Origin of the sequence: Stenotrophomonas chelatiphaga, from assembly GCF_001431535.1 — a bacterium.
GTDB lineage: Bacteria > Pseudomonadota > Gammaproteobacteria > Xanthomonadales > Xanthomonadaceae > Stenotrophomonas > Stenotrophomonas chelatiphaga.
Genome location: NZ_LDJK01000044.1, coordinates 1 through 20066, shown reverse-complemented (window position 1 = coordinate 20066; position 20066 = coordinate 1). Strand labels below are relative to the sequence as shown.

General features: G+C 67.6%; 14 protein-coding genes and 1 pseudogene. 7 read left to right on the top strand and 8 right to left on the bottom strand.

Annotation, left to right across the window (positions count from 1 at the left end):
* The first annotated feature begins 116 nt into the window (after positions 1-116).
* The 4 genes and pseudogenes from gyrA (at position 117) to ABB28_RS10540 (ending at position 6650) form a co-directional block, all read left to right on the top strand.
* The gene (gene gyrA / locus ABB28_RS10555) at positions 117-2840 is read left to right on the top strand and encodes a DNA gyrase subunit A (protein WP_057508594.1); all 2724 of its coding nucleotides are present in this window, start codon (positions 117-119) and stop codon (positions 2838-2840) included.
* Positions 2841-2979: 139 nt separating this feature from the next.
* Positions 2980-5390: pseudogene (locus tag ABB28_RS10550) on the top strand (outer membrane protein assembly factor BamB family protein).
* Positions 5391-5500: 110 nt separating this feature from the next.
* Positions 5501-6277: a HipA family kinase gene (locus ABB28_RS10545; protein WP_057508593.1), complete on the top strand. Its 777-nt coding sequence runs from the start codon at positions 5501-5503 to the stop codon at positions 6275-6277.
* Positions 6255-6650, top strand: coding sequence for a DUF3037 domain-containing protein (locus tag ABB28_RS10540; protein WP_057508592.1), 396 nt, complete (start codon positions 6255-6257; stop codon positions 6648-6650). Before ABB28_RS10545 ends, ABB28_RS10540 begins: the two co-directional genes overlap by 23 nt.
* A 222-nt stretch (positions 6651-6872) precedes the next feature.
* On the opposite strand, the gene ABB28_RS10535 is transcribed toward ABB28_RS10540, so the two are convergent.
* The gene (locus tag ABB28_RS10535) at positions 6873-8102 is read right to left on the bottom strand and encodes an MFS transporter (protein ID WP_057508591.1); all 1230 of its coding nucleotides are present in this window, start codon (positions 8100-8102) and stop codon (positions 6873-6875) included.
* A 97-nt stretch (positions 8103-8199) separates the two neighbouring features.
* On the opposite strand from ABB28_RS10535, the gene ABB28_RS10530 reads away from it, so the two are divergent.
* Positions 8200-8976 carry an AraC family transcriptional regulator gene (locus ABB28_RS10530; protein ID WP_057508590.1) on the top strand — a complete coding sequence of 259 codons (777 nt, stop codon included), beginning with the start codon at positions 8200-8202 and terminating at the stop codon, positions 8974-8976.
* On the opposite strand, the gene ABB28_RS10525 is transcribed toward ABB28_RS10530, so the two are convergent.
* Positions 8977-9867 (bottom strand): LysR family transcriptional regulator, encoded by an 891-nt coding sequence (locus tag ABB28_RS10525; protein ID WP_057508589.1) that lies wholly within the window; start codon positions 9865-9867, stop codon positions 8977-8979.
* A gap of 107 nt (positions 9868-9974) precedes the next feature.
* Between ABB28_RS10525 and ABB28_RS10520 the strand changes: the two genes are divergently transcribed.
* Positions 9975-10709 carry an SDR family oxidoreductase gene (locus ABB28_RS10520; RefSeq protein WP_057508588.1) on the top strand — a complete coding sequence of 245 codons (735 nt, stop codon included), beginning with the start codon at positions 9975-9977 and terminating at the stop codon, positions 10707-10709.
* 12 nt (positions 10710-10721) lie between these two features.
* Here ABB28_RS10520 and ABB28_RS10515 read toward each other — a convergent pair whose 3' ends face one another.
* From ABB28_RS10515 to ABB28_RS10490, 6 genes are all read right to left on the bottom strand, one after another.
* Complete coding sequence (locus ABB28_RS10515) at positions 10722-11870, bottom strand: aldo/keto reductase (protein ID WP_057508587.1); 1149 nt, start codon at positions 11868-11870, stop codon at positions 10722-10724.
* A gap of 287 nt (positions 11871-12157) precedes the next feature.
* Positions 12158-13093, bottom strand: a complete 936-nt coding sequence (locus ABB28_RS10510; RefSeq protein ID WP_057508586.1) for an N-acetylglucosamine kinase — start codon at positions 13091-13093, stop codon at positions 12158-12160.
* On the bottom strand, positions 13090-14250 hold the full coding sequence (locus ABB28_RS10505; RefSeq protein WP_057508604.1) for an SIS domain-containing protein: 1161 nt from the start codon (positions 14248-14250) through the stop codon (positions 13090-13092). The genes ABB28_RS10510 and ABB28_RS10505 overlap by 4 nt, the downstream gene beginning before the upstream one ends.
* On the bottom strand, positions 14237-15526 hold the full coding sequence (locus ABB28_RS10500) for a D-tagatose-bisphosphate aldolase, class II, non-catalytic subunit (RefSeq protein WP_057508585.1): 1290 nt from the start codon (positions 15524-15526) through the stop codon (positions 14237-14239). Before ABB28_RS10500 ends, ABB28_RS10505 begins: the two co-directional genes overlap by 14 nt.
* 10 nt (positions 15527-15536) lie before the next feature.
* Entirely contained in the window at positions 15537-16463 is a 927-nt protein-coding gene (locus tag ABB28_RS10495; RefSeq protein ID WP_057508584.1) for a DMT family transporter, read from the bottom strand.
* On the bottom strand, positions 16460-18559 hold the full coding sequence (locus ABB28_RS10490) for a glycoside hydrolase family 36 protein (RefSeq protein ID WP_057508583.1): 2100 nt from the start codon (positions 18557-18559) through the stop codon (positions 16460-16462). Before ABB28_RS10490 ends, ABB28_RS10495 begins: the two co-directional genes overlap by 4 nt.
* 152 nt (positions 18560-18711) lie before the next feature.
* Between ABB28_RS10490 and ABB28_RS10485 the strand changes: the two genes are divergently transcribed.
* Positions 18712-19803: an amidohydrolase family protein gene (locus ABB28_RS10485; RefSeq protein ID WP_152983452.1), complete on the top strand. Its 1092-nt coding sequence runs from the start codon at positions 18712-18714 to the stop codon at positions 19801-19803.
* Positions 19804-20066: the final 263 nt, after the last annotated feature.

Genomic DNA, 20066 nt, shown 5'->3' with positions numbered 1-20066 from the left:
GGGGAGAAAATTCCCCTGTTGTGGTAGACTCGGTCAGTTAATCGAGATTCCGCCGCTGCCGCCCTGAAAGGGGAGTGGCGCGACGGACTGGACCGCTACCAGACAACGGAACCCGAATGGCAGAATCCGCCAAGGAAATCATCCAGGTCAACCTGGAAGACGAGATGCGCAAGAGTTACCTCGATTACGCGATGAGCGTGATCGTGGGACGCGCGTTGCCTGATGCGCGCGACGGCCTCAAGCCTGTGCATCGCCGTGTGCTGTTCGCGATGAGCGAGCTCAATGCACATGCCAACAAGCCTTATTTCAAGTCGGCGCGTATCGTCGGCGACGTCATCGGCAAGTACCACCCGCATGGCGATCAGTCGGTGTATGACACCCTGGTCCGTCTGGCGCAGCCCTTCGCGCTGCGCTACATGCTGGTCGATGGCCAGGGTAACTTCGGTTCCGTCGATGGCGACTCCGCTGCGGCCATGCGTTACACCGAAGCGCGCATGTCGCGCCTCGCGCATGAGCTGATGGCCGACATCGACAAGGAAACCGTCGATTTCCAGCTGAACTATGACGAAAAGGAAAGCGAGCCGACGGTCATGCCGACCCGGTTCCCGAACCTGCTGGTCAACGGTTCGGCCGGTATCGCGGTGGGCATGGCGACCAACATCCCGCCGCACAACCTGACCGAATCGATCAACGCCTGCATCGCGCTGATCGATAATCCGCAGATCGATGTCGATGGCCTGATGGAGTACATCCCGGGTCCTGATTTCCCGACCGCGGGCATCATCAACGGCACCGCCGGCATCATCGCCGGTTACCGTACCGGCCGTGGCCGCGTGCGCATCCGTGCCAAGGCGGACGTTGAAGTGGCCGACAACGGCCGCGAGTCGATCATCGTCACCGAAATTCCGTACCAGGTGAACAAGGCGCGCCTGATCGAGAAGATCGCCGAGCTGGTCAAGGAAAAGAAGCTCGAGGGCATCAGCGAACTGCGCGATGAGTCCGACAAGGACGGCATGCGCATCTACATCGAAATCAAGCGCGGCGAGTCGGCGGAAGTTGTGCTCAACAACCTCTACCAGCAGACCCAGATGGAGTCGGTGTTCGGCATCAACATGGTGGCGCTGGTCGATGGCCGCCCGCAGTTGTTGAACCTCAAGCAGATGCTGGAGGCCTTCGTCCGCCACCGTCGCGAAGTGGTCACCCGCCGCACCGTGTTCGAGCTGCGCAAGGCGCGCGCCCGTGCCCACGTGCTGGAAGGCCTGACCGTCGCGCTGGCCAACATCGATGAGATGATCGAGCTGATCAAGAGCTCGGCCAACCCGAACGAAGCCCGCGAGCGCATGCTGACGCGCGTGTGGGATCCGGGCCTGGTCGGTTCGCTGCTCGGTGCCGCCGGTGCCGAAGCGTCGCGTCCGGAAGACCTGCCCAAGGGCGTGGGCCTGGTCGAAGGCGGCTACCAGCTGACCGAAGTGCAGGCCACGCAGATCCTGGAAATGCGCCTGCACCGCCTGACCGGGCTGGAGCAGGACAGGCTGACCGACGAATACAAGCAGCTGCTGGAAGTCATCGCCGGGCTGATCCATATCCTGGAAAACCCGGACCGCCTGCTCGAAGTGATCCGCGAGGAGCTGATCAACGTCCGTGAGGAATTCGGCGATGCACGTCGCACCGAAATCCGCCACAGCGAAGAAGACCTGGACATCCTCGACCTGATCGCCCCGGAAGACGTGGTGGTCACCCTTTCGCATTCCGGCTATGCCAAGCGCCAGCCGGTCAGCGCGTACCGCGCGCAGCGTCGGGGCGGTCGTGGCCGCAGTGCGGCATCGACCAAGGAAGAGGATTTCATCGAGCAGCTGTGGCTGGTCAACACGCATGACACGCTGCTGACCTTCACCAGTGCCGGCAAGGTGTTCTGGCTGCCGGTGCACCAGTTGCCCGAAGCCGGTTCCAATGCGCGCGGGCGCCCGATCATCAACTGGATTCCGCTGGAACCGGGCGAGCGGGTGCAGGCGGTGCTGCCGGTGCGCGAGTATGCAGAAGGGCAGTTCGTGTTCTTCGCCACCCGCAACGGCACGGTCAAGAAGACCCCGCTGGGTGAGTTCGCCTTCCGCCTGGCGCGAGGCAAGATCGCCATCAACCTGGACGATGGCGATGCCCTGGTGGGCGTCGGCCTGACCGACGGTGCGCAGGACATCCTGCTGTTCGCCTCCAACGGCAAGACCGTGCGCTTCGGCGAAGACAAGGTCCGTTCGATGGGCCGTACCGCCACTGGCGTGCGCGGCATCAAGATGGCCAAGGGCGAAGAAGTGGTCAGCCTGATCGTCGCCGAAAGCGCCGGCGGGATCGAGGACGAGAACGAGGATGATGCGAGCGTCGACGACACCAGCGTGGAGAACGGCGATGCCGTGGTCGACGTCGGTGACGAGGCGGGCATGAAGTTCATCCTGACCGCGACCGAGAACGGCTACGGCAAGCGCACCCCGCTGCCGGAGTATCCGCGCAAGGGACGTGGCACGCAGGGCGTGATCGGCATCCAGACCACCGAGCGCAACGGCAAGCTGGTCGCTGCGGTGCTGATGGGACCGGCCGACGAAGTGCTGCTGATCTCCGACGGTGGCACCCTGGTGCGCACCCGTGGATCGGAAATCAGCCGGGTCGGCCGCAACACCCAGGGTGTCACCCTGATCCGCCTGTCCAAGGAAGAGAAGCTGCAGGCGGTGGAGCGGATGGATGCCTTCATCGAAGCCGATGAGGAGCAGGACGTGGTGGTCGACGCCGCGGCGATCGAGCCGGCCGCTGCTGCCCCGGCCGCAACGGACGACACGCCGTCGCAGGACTGATCGCGCTCTGTGTGGTCAACGGAAGACGCCGGCCCCATGCCGGCGTTTTTCGTTAGGCGGGTGCAAAGATCGCATGACGTTCACGTCAACGATGGGATAAGGCGGCTGGGGGGCACGCGCGTCAGCCTGGGAGCCGTCGATGTCCGCATCTTCCGATTCCGAAGTCGCACCGGCGCCAGCGCCTGCGCGGCATCCGCTGGTCAGCGTGCTGGCCCTGCTGCTGATCGCGCTCGGCGCGGTGCTGGCAGCAGGCGGCGGCTGGCTGCTGCAGCTCGGCGGTTCCTGGTATTACGTGCTCGCCGGAGTGGGCCTGCTGGCCAGTGGTGCACTGCTGTGGCGCAACCTCCGCAGCGGCGCGCAGCTGTTCGCGCTGGTATACATCGGCACCGTGGCGTGGACCTGGTGGGAGTCCGGCGGCAGCTACTGGCGCTGGGTGCCGCGGCTGGGGCTGGTGAGCGCGCTGGCGGTACTGGTCGCGTTGCTTTCATCAACCCTGCAGCGCCCCGTGCCAAAGCGCATTGCACGCAGTACCGCGGCGGCACTGGCCCTGCTTTTCGTTGCGGCTTTCAGCCTCGCCTTCGTTCCGCACGGGGTGACCCGCGCGCGGCCGGGTTTCCCGCAGCCGCTGGTCGCCGCCGGCCTGGCACCGACCGAAGAGGCGCCGCTGCAGGCCGCCGATCGCCCCGCCGACGGGGACTGGCCGGCATGGGGGCGCAGCAATGCAGGCACGCGCTTCAGTCCGTCGCGGGGGATCACCGCAGACAATGTCGCAACGCTGCAGCCGGCCTGGGTGTTCCGCACCGGCGACCTGCCGCGGCGGCGCTGGGGCGCGCAGACCACGCCGTTGAAGATCGGCGACAGCCTTTACCTTTGTAGTGCGCGCAACCAGTTGATCGCCCTGGATGCAGCGACCGGCACTGCACGCTGGCGCTTCGATCCGAAGGTCAGGGAGGCCGCCATCACGCACACCGCGGCCTGTCGCGGTGTGGCTTATTACGAGACCCCGGACGAGCCGTCGCTGGATCCGCTGCTGGCCGATGTAGCGGCCGACCTTGCCTTGCCCTCGGCACTGCCGGGCCTGCCGCTGCCGCGGCGCGGACCGCGCGCGCTGCGTGTGCGGCACGCATCATCGAAGGCACCCTGGATGGACGGTTGATCGCGGTGGATGCAGCGAGCGGCGCGGCGTGCCGTGGCTTCGGCAACAACGGCCAGGTCGACATCACGGTCGGCATGGGCGCCGTTGTGGCCGGCGACGTGTCGATCAGCGCGCCCCCGGCGATCGTGCGCGGCGTCATCGTGACCGGGCACCAGGTGCGGAGCGCGCAACGGCAGGAGGCAGCGTCCGGGGTGATCCAGGGCTTCGATGTCATCACCGGCAAGCTGCGCTGGGCCTGGGACATGCAGCAGCCGGATCGCGCGGGTGCGCCGCCACTGGGGCAGGCCTACACGCGTGGCACGCCGACCCTGCTGACCACCCCGACCGCAGACGATGCGCTGGGGCTGGTCTACGTGCCGCTGGGCAGCGCGGCCCCAGGCCAGGGGAACGGGCTGCACGACGCCGCCCGGCAACGTCACGCCAACGCATTGGTGGCCATCGACGTGACCACCGGCAAGCCGGCCTGGAGTTTTCAACCCGTGCACAACGACGGGGCCGACGACGACCTCCGTGCGCAGCTCACGCTGGTGGATTACCCCACGCCGGCCGGCAAGGTCCCGGCGATCCTGCTGCCCACGCGGCAGGGCGATCTGTATGTGCTGGACCGCCGCAGCGGCGCGCCGCTGGTTGCCGCGGAAGCGGGCGGCGCCCTGCGCGCGCGGTTGCATTCGCTGCGTCGGGCGACGCTCACCGAGCGCGACATGTGGGGCATCACGCCCATCGACCAGCTGGCGTGCCGGATCCAGTTCCGCCTGGCCCAGCAGGATGGCGCGTCCACGCCGCCGGGCAATGGCCATGCGTCCATCCAGTATCCAGGCCACAACGGCGGTTGGGACTGGGGCGGGGTGGCGGTGGACCCCCGGCGCGGGGTGATCGTGGCCAACTACAACGACATGCCCGATTACGCTGCCGGTGGCGAGGGGCTGTTGGCCTCGCTGCATCCGATCAACCCGGCCGACGGCTGGCGCCTGCCACTGACCCGCCTTCCTTGCAGGCAGCCCCCGTACGGCGGTATCCGCGCAATCGATCTGCGCACCGGCGCGACCCTGTGGGATCGTCCGTTTGGACGCGCGCGCGGCCTCGCGCCCTTCGGGTTGCGGGCCGGCCTGCCGGTTGAAATCGGTGTGCCCAACCAAGGCGGGGCTGTCATCACCGCCAGCGGACTGGTGTTCATTGCTGCCACCACCGACGACCTGCTGCGCGCGATCGATCTGGAAACCGGCAGGGAGCTGTGGCGCGCGGAACTGCCGGCCGGCGGACAGGCCACTCCGATGGTCCATGCGCACCAGGGTCGGCACTACCTGGTGGTCATGGCCGGCGGCGACCATCGCCTGCAGACCCCGAAGGGCGATTACCTGCTGGCGTACGCGTTGCCCGACAAGAGCGAGCGGTAGTGTCGAGCTTGCTCGACGCGGACAGCGGGGGGCCCGGGCAGGACGGCCGTGCATGCGCAGCGCGCTGCGCGACGCGGTAATCTTGCGATCCGCTGTTGAAGGAATTCCCTGTGCGTACCGTGCACGCTCTGCGCTATGTCACTCCGCTCCGCGAAGGAGGGTCGTTGCCGGCCATCGTCGAAACCGACGATGACGGCATGGTCGTGCTCAAGTTCCGGGGTGCGGGGCAGGGGCCGAAGGCGCTGATCGCCGAGCTGATCGCCGGGGAAATGGCGCGCACGCTGCAGTTGCCGCTGCCGGATATCGTGTTCGTCGAACTGGATGCCGAGTTCGCGCGTACCGAGCCTGATCCGGAGATCCAGGAACTCATCCGCGCCAGCGAAGGCCTCAACCTGGGCAGTGATTACCTGCCCGGCGCGATCAACTACGACCCGGCCGCGATGCCGGTGGATGCAGAGCTGGCCTCGCGCATCGTCTGGTTCGATGCGCTGACCAGCAACGTGGACCGTACCGCGCGCAACCCCAACCTGATGGTCTGGCACCGCAGGCTGTACCTGATCGACCACGGTGCGGCGATGTACTTCCATCACGACTGGGCTACGGCCGGGCAGGCCTGCGAGAGGCCGTTCGTGCTGATACGCGACCACGTCCTGCTGCCGTTCGCCAGCCGGATCGCCGAGGTCGATGCCGAACTGGCAGCGCGCCTGCCGGATCACGAAATCGAACGCATCGTCGGCCTGGTGCCGGACGCCTGGCTGGTCGGCGAGCCTGCGTTTGAAACGCCGGCCGCCTACCGTCAGGCCTATGTCGACTACTTCATCCATCGCCTGCGCGTGCGCGCGGCCTTCGTCCAGGAGGCCGTCCGTGCCCACGCTGCATACGTATGACTACGCGGTGATCCGGGTCGTTCCCCGGGTCGAGCGCGAAGAGTTCATCAACGTCGGGGTCATCGTTTCCTGCCCGGGTGCCAGGCACCTGGAAGCGGCGATCGAAATCGATCCGGCGCGCCTGCACGCGTTTGCCCCCAGCCTGGACCTGGACGCATTGCGGCCGTGGCTGGATGCCATCGTGGCGATCTGCCGCGGGGACGCCGGCGCCGGCCCGATCGCACAGTTGCCGGCGCGTGCGCGCTTCCATTTCCTCACCGCCAAACGCAGTTCGGTGGTGCAGATGTCGAGCACGCATGTTGGTCGCACGGCAGACCCGGCGGGTGTGGTGGAGCACCTGCTGACGAAGATGGTCCGCGTACCGCAGGGGTGAGCCTACGCGGCCCGCTGCCGTGACCCCGATGCGCAGGGATGAGCCTGGTAGCGCCGAGCCACGCTCGGCGGAATCCCACCGCGCACGGCCCGCTGCCCTCGCCGACCATGGGTCGGCGCTACCGTGACCCCGATGCGCAGGGATGAACCTGGTAGCGCCGAGCCACGCTCGGCGGGATCCGTCCGTGCACGGCCCGCTGCGCTCGCCGACCATGGGTCGGCGCTATCGCCGGTTCGGTAGCAGCGCTGCCACGATGCCCAGCAGTGGCAGGAAGGAAACCAGCTGGTAAACCTGCACGATGCTGCTGTGGTCGGCCAACACCCCCAGTACCGCCGCACCCAGTCCGCCCATGCCGAAGGCGAAGCCGAAGAACAGTCCGGACACCGTGCCGATGCGGTGCGGCATCAGTTCCTGCGCATACACCAGGATGGCCGAGAACGCCGAGGACAGCACGAAGCCGATGATCACCGCGAGCAGCCCGGTCCACGCCAGGTCCACGTAGGGCAGTGCGAGCGCAAACGGCGCCACGCCCAGGATCGACGCCCAGATCACCGGCTTGCGGCCGATGCGGTCGCCGACCGGACCGCCGATCAACGTGCCCGCCGCGGAGGCGAGCAGGAAGGCAAACAGGTGCATCTGCGCGCTCTGCACGGACACGCCGAATTTCTGGATCAGGAAGAAGGTGTAGTAGCTGCTCAGCCCGGCAATGTAGAAGTACTTGCTGAAGATCAGGACCAGCAGCACCGCGATGATCCAACCCACTTTCCCGGGCACTGCCACGCAGTCCGCCGAGGCTGTTGCCGGGCGCACCGGCGCAGGTGACGCCCTGGAGACCGCCACGTGGGCCAGGTGCGCCCGGTACCAGCGGCTGACATAGGTCAGCAGGGCGATGCCGATCAGCGCCGCGCCGGCAAACCAGGCCACGCTGGTGCGGCCGTTGGGTACGATCACCGCTGCAGCCAGCAGCGGGCCGATCGCGGTACCGGTGTTGCCGCCGACCTGGAACACCGACTGCGAGAGGCCATGCCGGCCCCCCGAGGCCAGCCGCGCGATGCGCGAGGATTCGGGATGGAAGATCGCCGAACCGATGCCCACCAGCATTGCCGCCACCAGTACCAGGCCGAAAGTGGGGGCATAGGCGAGCAGCAACAGGCCGCACAGCGTGGAGCCCATGCCGAAGGGCAGCGAGTAAGGGGCGGGGCGGCGATCGGTGCGCAGGCCGATCAGCGGCTGGAACAGCGAAGCGGTGAGCTGGTAGGTCAGCGTGATCAGGCCGATCTGGGTGAAGCTGAGCTGGAACTGGCCCTTCAGGATCGGATACAGCGCCAGGATCAGCGACTGCATCATGTCATTGACCAGGTGTGAGCCGGTGATTGCGGCGAGCACGCCGCCGACCAGCGGACGGCGCGCTGCGCCTGCAGTGGGAGACAGGTCAGGAGTGGTGCTGGACATGGGGATTCGCACAGCGGTGGCCGAAGAGAGGCGCATGGTAAAGTCGCCCGCAGAGTCCATCCCGCGCGATATGGTCACGCATCATCGAGAAAAGGACATGCCTGGCCCCGCAGGCCAGGGTCGACCGCTGCCGGCAAGCCCCGCCACGGCGGTGTACTGCCGCGCGCGCGACTACCCGACCGATACCGTCATTCCATTGCATCACCATCCCGACCGGCACCAGCTGGTCTACGCCGAAAGCGGCGTGCTGGTGGTGCACGCCGGCAGCGGCCGCTGGGTGGTGCCGAGCACGCGCGCCATCTGGATGCCGGCCGGCATGGGCCACCGCGTGGACTGCCTGGGCACAGTGCGCATGCGCAGCCTGTACATCGCGCCGCAGTCGATGCCAACCGCGCCCGCCGAGGCGTCCACCGTGTCCATAACGCCGTTGCTGGCCGCGCTGATCCATGCAGCGGTCGAAGTGCCACAGCCTTACGATCCCCGATCGCGCGATGGCCGGCTGATGCACCTCATCCTGGATGAACTGCAGGCACTGCCGGTGTTGCCGCTGCACCTGCCTGACCCGAGCGATCCGCGACTGCGACGGATCGCGCGGCAATGGCAGCGGCGTCCACACGATGGCTCGACCCTGCACGACTGGGCCACCCGGCTGCAGGTGGACGTCAAGACCCTCCAGCGCCTGTGCGCGCGCGAACTCGGGATGACGTTCGGCCAGTGGCGGCAGCAGACCCGCCTGCTGCATGCACTGGAACAACTGGCACAGGGGCGCAAGGTCATCGACGTGGCGCTGGCACTCGGTTATGACAGCCCCAGCGCGTTTTCCAGCATGTTCAAGAAGCGCTTCGGGCTCAGCCCGAGCCAGTTCTTCCGCTGATCATGGCGCGTGCGCGCGCACGTGCTCGATCAGTGCGCGCAGCTTGGCCGGCTGGTTGTGCCGGTTGGGGAAGTAAAGGAAAAAGCCCGGGAAGGGCGGCAGGAACGCGTCCAGCATCGTGACCAGTTCGCCCCGTTCCAGGTAGGGGGCGAAGGTTTCCTGCATGCCGAAGGTGATGCCGCCGCCGGCCAGCGCGGAGCGCACCATCAGCAGCATGTCATTGGTGGTCAGCTGCGGTGCCACGGTCACGTCGAATCCGCGTCCGTCTTCAACGAATTCCCAGCGATACGGTGCCACCTCCGGCGAGGGGCGCCAGCCGATGCAGCGGTGCGCTGCAAGCTCACGCGGATGGGCCGGAATGCCGTGCTCGGCCAGGTAGGCCGGCGTGGCCACCACCACTTCGCGCTGCGGTCCGGTCAGCGCAATCGCCACCATGTCCTGTTCTATCACCTGTCCCAGCCGCACGCCGGCATCGAAGCCGGCCGCCACGATGTCCGACTCGTCATCGGTGACGGTGACATCCAGGGTGATGCCCGGGTACTGATGCAGGAAGGTGGCGATCAACGGGCCGGACAGGAAGCGCTCGGCGATGGAGGTCACCGCGACCCGCAGCAGGCCGTGCGGCTGGCCGTCGCTGGCGGTGTCTTCGATGGCCGCGCTGACCACGCGCAGCGGGCCGGCAATCTGGCGGTGCAGCTGTTCGCCGGCTTCGGTCAAGCGCACGCTGCGGGTGGAGCGCTGCACCAGCGCGATGCCCAGGCTGTCTTCCAGGCGTCGGATGCCCTGGCTTACCGCAGAGCGGGTCACCCCCAGGCGATCAGCCGCCACGCGGAAGTTGTGGCCTTCGGCCACGGCCAGGAACAGACGCAGCAGGTTGAGGTCGGTGTCCATTGGTTAGGGATGGTAACCATTCTGTCCAGCGGGCGGGTAATACCGCGGACAGCGGCACCTTCGTAGGCTGGCAGCTCCTTCGAACAGACCGCTTCCAGGAGCCTGCCATGAGCCTCATCCAGGACAAGATCATCGTCATCACCGGTGCCAGCAGTGGCATCGGCGCAGCCACCGCACGCCTGCTCGCGCGTAGTGGCGCCACCGTGGTGCTGGGCGCACGCCGCATCGACCGCCTGCAGCAGCTGGTTGCCGACATCCAGGCCGACGGCGGCGCTGCCGTCGCGCACGCGCTGGATGTCAGCGTGCGCGAACAGGTCCAGGACCTCATCGATCGCACCGTGGCCGCGTACGGACGGGTCGACGTGATCATCAACAATGCGGGCGTGATGCCGCTGTCGCCGCTGGCCGCGTTGAAAGTAGACGAGTGGGACCGGATGATCGACGTCAATATCCGTGGCGTGCTGCACGGTATCGCCGCGGTGCTGCCGCAGATGCAGGCGCAGGGCCACGGTCAGGTGATCAACCTCGCCTCGATCGGCGCGCATGCAGTGTCACCTACCGCGGCGGTCTACTGCGCCACCAAGTACGCGGTATGGGCGATCTCCGAGGGCCTGCGCCAGGAGAGTCCATCGATCCGCGTGACCACCATCAGCCCGGGCGTCACGACCTCCGAACTGGCCGAGAGCATTTCCGATACGCAGGGGCGCGAAGCGATGCGCAGCTTCCGCGCCACCGCCATTCCAGCGGAGGCGGTGGCGCGTGCGATCGCGTTCGCCATCGCGCAGCCGGCTGATGTGGACACCAGCGAGATCGTCATCCGGCCCACGGCCAGCCCGCACTGAACGAAGCGCCGCTCAGGCCGGTACCGGGGCGTCCGCCGCGATCAGCTTGAGCTGCTTCAGCTCAGCCCAGAAGTCGGCCGGTATCGCGATGGCCATCGACTCCACGTTCGCGCGTACCTGCTCTGGTGTACGCGCGCCGGGGATGATCGACGACACCACGTCCGGGGCATCGGCGAACTGCAGTGCGGCGGTGCGGATATCGATGCCATGGCGCTGGCAGACTTCGGCGATCTTCGCCCGTTTGGCCGGCGCCCATTCCGGGATCGGACTGCCATACAGATAGCGCTCGCGGCCGGTGAGGTAACCGGCCAGCAGCGGCGAGCCGACCATCACCGACACGCCTTTTTCCGCCAGCTTGGGGAAGGTGTCGTGCAGGGCGGTTTCGTGATCCAGCAGCGAGTACTGGCAGGCCAGCAGCATGATGTCCGGATCGGCTTCGGCCACTGCACGCAGCGCCGGCTGCGGCCGGTTCACGCCAAATCCCCAGCCCTTGATCAGGCCTTCTTCACGCATCCTGGTCAGTTCGGGCATGGCGCCACGCAGGGCTTCGGCAAAACGCTGCTCCCATGGCATGCCGAGATCTTTTTCGTTTTCCGGGGACAGGTCGTGGATGTAGACGATGTCCAGTTGCGAGACACCCAGCCGGTTCAGGCTGTCTTCGACCGAGCGCCGCGCCCCGTCGGCGGAATAGTCGTAGCGATAGCGGAACGGCGCGGGGTCGTGCCAATTGGTTTTCTGCAGCGGACCGGCGGTACCGGTCAGCAGGCGACCCACCTTGGTGCTCAGCGTGTAGGCATCGGCCGGATGGGTATGCAGTTCGTGGCCCATCCGGCGTTCGCTGAGTCCCAGCCCGTACCAGGGTGAGGTGTCGAACAGCCGCACGCCTGCCGCCCACGCTGCGGCCATGGTGGCATCGGCCGCTTCGCGGGTGGTCGGTCCCAGGCTGCCGCCGAGCGGTGCGCCGCCCAGTCCCAGCCGGGTCGGCGGACGGTAGCGGCTGCCCTTGGGCGGTGTCTGGGTAGCCGGTTTTTTGCCGGTGCGCGGCGTGCCGCGGGTCGGCAGCACGCTGCCCGGTGCGGGCGACTGGGCAAACAGCGGGGACGCGGCCATCATTGCGGCGCTGGCCGCGGCGAGGGAAAGAAACTGACGACGTGAGTTCACTGGTGTCTCCTGTGGGGGAAGGCGTTCAGGGCGCTCGCAAGCCATTCGACCATAACGTGGGGTCGTGTCAACGCAGTGGGAATGGGATCGCGCAGGGCTGGGTAGTGACGGCCGCTGGCCGTCAGCTCCTGCCGTTGGCGGGTGATGCCCAACCGTTGGTAGGCGACGCCCAACCGTTGGTGGGTGATGCCCAACCGTTGGTGGGTGACGACCGTTGGTCGTCACGCTGTTGCCTTCCGCTGCGCTCGCCGGGCATGGCTCGGCGCTACCAGTGTCCGTCTGCGGCGTCAGCGCGCCAGCAGGCGCGCGTACAACGCGGCGCCGTAATGCGGCGCATGCAGGGGCGCGCGCAGCACGAAGTCCGGGCTCGCCGCGTGCAGCGCGGCGGCGAAGGGGCGCATCAACGCGTCGCCTGCGCTGAAGGCCCCGCCGGACCATGACAGCGGCACCGGCTCACCGGGCTGGAAGCCCAGCGTGACCCGCAAGGCCTCGCCGATGGCCGCCAGTTCCTGCCCCGCACGCTCGAAGATCGACGCCGCCACCGTATCGCCTGCCAGCGCGGCCTGCGATACCAGCGGTGACAGCTGGGCCAGTTCGCCGCGCGAGCCATGGCCTTCGCCATACACATGCGCGCAGATGTCCAGGTCGTGCTCGCCCAGCGTGAAGTGTTCGCGCAGGATCGCGTGCAGCGGACCGCGCGGCAGCCGTCCATCGCTCATCCGCGAGAACGCGTTCAAGCCCTGCACGGCAATCCAGTACGCCGACCCTTCATCGGAAAACGCCTCGCCCCAGCCACCCGCACGCGCCGACGCATCAGCGCGTCGGCCGTAGCCCATCGAACCGGTACCGGCGATGATGTTGATGCCATCGGCGCAGGCCAGCGAACCGGCCCAGCCGCACACCATGTCGTTGTCGCAGGCATAGCGCGCGTGCCCCAGTACCTGTCCGGGAATCGCCTGCAGCAGGGCGGTGGCGCGGCTGTCTTCGCCGTACGCAGGCAGGCCGAAGAAGGCGTGGCGGATGTCGCTCGCGCGCGCCTGCACCTGCGCCAGCGCCGTGTCGATGCCTGCACGCAGAATCTCGCGCACCCCGTCCAGTCCGACCTGGGGATGGTAGGTGGTGCCCAGCTGCGCTTCGGCAAGCAGTCCGGCCTGGGCATCGATCAGCGCGAACCGGGTCTTGGTGCCACCGCCGTCCACGCCCAGGTAGAGCGCGGCGGTCATGCGTCCAGCGCGTACAGCTGCACGCCCTGTACCACGCGGTTGACGATGCCGGCCGGGTTCGGATTGTCCGGGGTCACCCCGCGCTCCAGTGAATGCAGCAACGCGTAGATCTGTGCGGCGGCCACGTACGGCCACAACAGGTCCACGTCTTCGGCGCGTTCCAGTCCGGGCACGGCCAGGGTGTCATCCAGCGCGCCGGCGCGTGGCTGGGCGCTGATTTCGACCACCCGCGCTGCACAGCCATCGCGGCGCAGTTCGTCGATCAGGTCGTGGTCGTAGCGGCGGGTATACGGATCGTTGGAGACGAACACGATCACCAGCGTGTCGTCGGTGACGAAGGTCTTCGGCCCGTGGCGGAAGCCCAGCGGCGAATCGAAGCAGGTCACCACCGCGCCATTGGTCAGCTCGCCCAGCTTCAGCGACGCTTCGCGCGCCAGTCCCTGCAACAGCCCGCTGCCGAGGTACACCACCCGGTCGTTCCGTGCCGCGGCCAGCGTGCGCAGCAGCGGCAGGGCACCGTCGATCACCGCTTCGGTCGCACGCGCGATCGGCGCGATGCGGGCGTCCAGTGCCGCCGCAGGCGACAGTGCGGCGAGCGTTGCGTACATCATGCAGCTGAAGCTGGAGGTCATCGCAAAGCTGGTGTCGTGGGTCTGCTCGGGCAGCAGCAGGGTCATCGCCTGCGCGACCGGGATCCGTGCCAGCGCACCGGCCGGGTTGCAGGTCACCACCAGGTGGCGGATGTCGCCCACCAGCGCTTCGGCCAGTTCGACCGCGGCCAGGCTTTCCGGGCTGTTGCCGGAGCGCCCGAAGGACACCAGCAGCAGCGGCTGGCCCGGATCCAGGTACAGCTGCGGCGCACACACGATGTCGGTGGTGGGGACCGCGTCCACGCGGGCGGCGAGCTGGCGGTCCAGCAGCGGTGCCAGGCATTGGCCGATATAGGCCGACGTGCCGGCGCCGGTCAGGATCACCCGTGCACCGGGATCATCCACCAGCGGCGCGACGAACGCGCGCAGCTGCTCGGCCAGCGACGCCACCAGCGCATGGGTCGCCTGCAGCATGGCCGGCTGCTGGGCGATCTCGCGCGCCGTCCACAGCGCGCCCTTCGCCTCCAGCAGGGGTTCGGGGAATCCGAGGACGTCAGGAGAGGTCATGGTCTTGGCATGCATGGTGATAGTCATCGAGGACAGCGCTGATGTGGGCCATGGCCAGGGACTGCGGGTCGAACGTGGCAGTCCCGTTGCGCACTGCGTGCAGGGCATGGGGAAGGTATTGGCTGACGAGCGGCAGCGGCGGTGGATCGGCGCGCAGGTTGTCGAACAACCGGGCGCGCGCGGCTTCGATGGCAGGGTCCGGCCAGTAGTAGCGGATGCGGTCGCTCAGGCTGTACTGCAGGTCGGTGGTCAGCGCCCGCCCGGTGCCGTGGTAATAGCGCTGCCAGTAGCCCGGCGACTCCTGCATGCGGCGCAGGGTCACCTCGCGCAGGCGCGCGCGGCGGTCGTCGTCGATCCACTCCGCTTCGATCGCATCCAGGGCCCACAACGCTTCGCGCAGGGCGAAGGTCAGGCCCGGGCCGACCTTGAGGATGGCGAAGTGGTCGCGCACCAGCGCCGCCAGCGCGTCGCGCGTCTGGTAGTCGGTCGAATGCGCTTCGAACACCAGCTGCGGCACGCCGGTGACCGCCTGGCTGAGCGGCTGCGCCTTGTCGCTGTCGTAGTCGATGACATCGTGGTGGTCGAACTCCACGCCCGGCTGCACGACCGAGGCCAGCACGCGCTGCCAGGCCGCGTCCAGGCCGGCTTCGGCGAAGGCCACGCGGTGCGCCTCGATGGTGGTCAGCGCCGCTGCCGGGGTGGTCAGGGCGAGGCCTTCGATGGCTTCGGTCGCACCGCCCGGGACCGGTACCTCGGTGCCGATCACATACACCGGTGCCTCCCCGCCTGCGCTGGCCCATGCGGCTTCGGCGGCGCGGCACAGGCGCACGGCGCGGCGGACGATCTCCGCTTCGGGCAACGGTTCCGGATCGCCCTTGCAGGCCATTGAACAGTCGAGGTGGATCTTGCGGAAGCCGGCTGCCACGTACGCGCCGACCATCACCTCGGCCTTGTCCATCGCCGCGGCGGCATCCAGTGACGTCCAAGGATTCGGGCCCAGGTGGTCGCCGCCAAGCAGGATCCGCCCGGTATCGAAACCCACCCGCGCGGCGATGCCGTGCACGAAGCGCACGAAGTCAGCCGGGCGCATCCCGGTGTAACCACCGTCCTGGTTGACCTGGTTGCAGGTCGCTTCGAACAGCAGCAGCGCCTGCCCGCTGCGCTGCGCGTGGCGCAGGCTGGCTTCGATGACGAGGGGATGGGCCGAGCAGATCGAGGTCACGCCGATGGCGTGGCCCTGCCGATGCCGCGCGACCAGGTCGAGCAGTGCGTGCATGGGGAGTCCTTCAGGAAAGGGGGCGGTGCGTGGGTTCGCGCTCGGGTTCGAGCACCAGCAGCAGCGAGGCGACCAGCGCCAGCACCAGGCCGACGGTCTTCAGCGGACCGGGCACCACGCTGGCAAACAGCAGCGACAGTACGGCGGTGACCAGCGGCGCGCCGGCATTGCTCAGCGGTGCCACCACCATCGCCTTGCCGTGGCGGAACGCATACACCAGGGTCAGTGCGCCGACCGCGTTGAGGATCTGGATGCCGGCGGTCATCCACGGGCCATCCAGTCCCCAGTTGATCGGCTGGCTGAAGTCGGTCATCGCCAGCGCGACCGGCGCCAGCAGCAAGGCCCCGACGGTCATGTAGGCGAAGATGCTTTCGGCCCGCACGCTGTCGTTGGCCAGCTTCATGAAGTAAGCCTGCAGGCCCCAGGCCAGCATGATCAGCAGCGACTGCAGGAACCAGCCCAGGCCGGCGTCACCGCTGCCGAAGGAGAAGTCCAGCAGCGGCAGCGCGACCAGTGCCAGTACGATGCCCAGCGTGCCCTGCCAGCCGGTGCGTTCGCGCAGCAGCAGGAAGGACAGGGCGATGGTGACCACCGGCGACAGTGAGATCACCGGGAACACGAAGTACGCCGGGCCGATGGTCAGGGTGTGGAACAGCAGCATCTGTCCGCCCGCGCCGAGCAGGCCGATGATCAGCCCGTAGCCGATCGCGCGCGGCGAACGCTCCAGCTGCCAGCCGCCGCGCCACAGGATGTACAGCGCCGGCGGCAGCATGGTCAGCGCCCACACGCAGTACACCAGCGTGTCCGGGAAGCCATGCGCGGCCGACAGCGGTGACAGCGCGCCCCAGACACCCCACAACGCGACGGTAGCCAGCGCATAGCCGAGCCACGGGCGCCGCCGCGGTGCCACCGGCACGGACACCGCGTCGGCGCTCATGCCGCGCTCCCGGCGCGGGTGGCCTGCAGGAACAGGAAGCGTTCGAAGCGGGCGGGCAGGCTGGCGACCGCACCGCCATTCACTACGCCCAGGTCGGTTTCGTTGAACAGGTCGCGGACCTGCCAGCGGCCGGCGGGCAGGCCGCGCAGCTCCACCTTGCCGTCCCAGCGCGGGGCATAGAAGGTGTAGTACTGCGCGCCGTCCTTGCGGATGGCGTGGGCTTCGGGCTTGTCGAAGCCGATGTCATACAACGTGCCGAGATACTCGCCCTTGGGCAGCATGTGCGTGTTGTACAGGCCTACCCAGCGGCGCCACAGGGCTTCGCGTTCGTCGGTCAGCACGAAGCCGCCCGGCGGCAGCGGTACCGAAGGACGATCGGTATCCTTGGGCCAGGTGAACTTGCTGGAAATCACCGCGCCGATGCCCACGCTCGAGGCGAAGTCATCGCGGTTGTCGGACAGCTCCACGTGGTCGCCGGCGTAGCTGCTGCGCTCGCCGATCAGCGCCTTGATCGACTTGCCCTTGCTGCGTACCTGCCACGATGACAACGGGTCCGACGACGGGAACTGGTCGGTGGCCGGCAGGTTGTGGAAGGCGAAGGCGGTGCCGCACGGGCACAGCTCCACCACCGCCTCGGGATTGGCGTCATGGGCGGCGCGGTAGATCGCATTCCAGAACGTGGCCAGGCCGGTGACCGAGTCGTCCGGGCTGGCGTGCTTGTGCGCCGGGTTGTGGCAGGGCGCCACGGCGTTGAGGTGCTGGCCATCCAGTTTGATGCCTTCAAATCCCCAGTCGCCGATCGCCTTCCTGACCAGGTTGACGTAGAAATCGATGGTCGGCTGGTAGGCCGGACACTGGGTCAGCGCGTTCCACCAGGTCACGGTCTGGAAGGCGCCTTCCTTGTCCAGCAGCAGCATGTCGACGTGGTCGTGCAGCACGTCGCTGCCGGGGTCGGCTGCGAGCGGTGCCAGCCACAGGCGGGGGCGCATGCCGTGCCGGCGCACTTCGGCGGTGAACGCGCGCATGTCCGCATCGCCGCGCGGGAATTTGCGCAGGTCGATCTTCCAGTCGCCTTCGTTGGTCTGCCAGCCATCATCCAGCACGGCCCATTCAAACCCCAGTTCCCTGGCCTTGGGCAGGGTGGCGTAGATCTGCTCGACGCGGAAATCACGTTCATAGCCCCACGCGCACCAGATGGGAGCGAACGCCGAATCCGGCGGGCGCGGGCCTTCGATGCCTTCGCCGCGCATGAACACCTGGTACTGCTGCAGCGGCGCGTAGAAATCGCCTTCATGCACGGCCAGCAGGGTGCGTTCGGTGACCAGTTCCTGTCCCGGCGCGAGGGTCTGCGCCGTGGCCGATTCAATGGCGATGGCCGCGCCTTCTGCAGTGCGCTTGACCGGCATGTCCAGCGGACGCGGCACTGGCTCGACATGGCCTACCGCCAGGCCGCCGTCACGACGCCAGATATTGGCGACCGGCGTGCCACCACCATAATCGGATGAATCCATCGCCAGCGTGTTGCGCTGGTCGAAGTCCGGCGCCAGTGGCTGCACCCAGTCGCGGCGATCCGTGTGGGTGGCGCCGGAGAAGCTCCAGAAGCCACCGGGCGCGTCGTCCAGTTGGTACGCGCTGCTGCGCCAGCCGGTCACTTCGAGCGGCGCATCGCCGAGGTTGCGGTAACGCACCTGCAGCAGGGCCAATCCGGGCTGGGCGTCGAAGCTGCTGATGGCGACCTGTTTTTCCACGCCCGCCGCGCGCGAGCGACCGGTGAACACCACCTGCCGGCCGGCCCCATGGCGGGGGTCATCCAGCACATGCGCGGTCTGCTCGACCAGCGCAAAATCGGTGACATCACCGCTGGCCAGCAGCAGGGCTTCGCTGGGCTGCCAACCGGTGAGCGGCTTGCCGTGGCGCCATACGCGCGTATGCATGCGCTTGTCGAAGGCGATGGAGAGCACGGCATCGCCTGCGCGGCCATCGGGTGCGGGTGCAGCAGTGGCCGCGCGCACCCAAGGGGCTGCACTCCAGGCCATGCTGCCTGCCACGCTTCCGGCAATCAGCTTCAGGGCGGTACGGCGTCCGATCGGTGGCATAAGCGTCAACCCGGTGGAGATGGCTAGCATTCTGCGCACGCGCTCTGGATTGATGCAAGCGTTTTGTTGCGATATGGTTCGATTAAGTTTCGTTATCTAACAGCGAGGGCGTCATGCGGTGGAACCTGCGTAGCTGGGCCGGAAGTGCTGTGATGGGAATGGTCATCCTGACCGCCTGCACGCCGGAAAAGACGCCTCTGGAACAGCCGGATGCGACAACGGCAGCAGCGCCGGCTGAGCCCTCCTATGCCATGGCGGACTTCGCCAAGGTGCGTAAATTCGATGCGCATGTGCATGCCAACGACCGCGACACCGCGCTGCTGCAGCAGGCGCGCGCGGACAACTTCGGGCTGCTCTCGATCAACGTGGATTACCCCGATTTCCCCAGCCTGCAGGACCAGCACGCGATCGCGCTGGCCCAGGCGCAGCAGGATCCCGGGCGCTTCTACTGGGCCACCACGTTCTCGATGAAGGGCTATGGCAGCGAAGGCTGGCCCGGCCAGGTCACCGCGGCACTGGATCGTGACGTGGCAGACGGCGCGCGTGCGGTGAAGGTGTGGAAGAACATCGGCATGGTGGAAAAGGATGCGCAGGGCAGGGCGATCATGCTGGATGATCCGGGCCTGTCCGCGGTGGCCGAACACGTGCGCGCGCTGGGGGTGCCGCTGATCGCGCACCAGGGCGAGCCGTACAACTGCTGGCTGCCGCTGGACAAGATGACCACCAACAACGATCGCGAGTACTTCGCAAAGCATCCGCAGTACCACATGTACCTGCACCCCGAGCAGCCCTCGCATGCCCAGCTGATGGCGGTGCGCGACCGTTTCGTCGCCGCCCATCCGCAGCTGCGCGTGGTGGGTGCGCACATGGCCAGCCTGGAGTACGACGTGGACGTGCTGGCTGCGTTCCTGGATCGTTTTCCGCAGGCCACGGTGGACCTGGCTGCGCGCATGAGCCAGGTGCAGTACCAGTCCAGTGCCGATCGCAGGAAGGTGCGTGATTTCTTCATCCGCTACCAGGACCGGCTGCTGTACGGGACCGACCTGACCCAGTCGCCCGGCGCGGATCCGGCGCAGTTCAAGGCGGAAACGCACGCGGTATGGCAGTCGGACTGGCGCTATCTGGCGACCGGGGAGAGCCAGCGGATCGAGGTGCTGGAGGCTGACGTGGCAGGACTGTCGCTGCCGCGCGCGGTGATCGACAAGGTCTATTACGGCAACGCGGCGCGCGAGTTCAAGCTGTAGGCCGTGGCGCGGAAATTCCGGTAGCCCCGGGAAGCGTGACGACCAACGGTCGTCACCCACCAGGAGCGCAAGCAGACGGCCAGCGGCCGTCACTACCGGAACGGAGCGGGGTAGCGCCGAGCCGTGCTCGGCGAGCGCAGCGGCAGGCAGAAGCGTGACGACCAAGCGTCTTGCACCTTCTACACATCCGGCGCCGCCCACGAATCCTCACCTTAAGCTCTCGGCGATAGCACGGACGGTAAACAACAGACGCCACAACTACA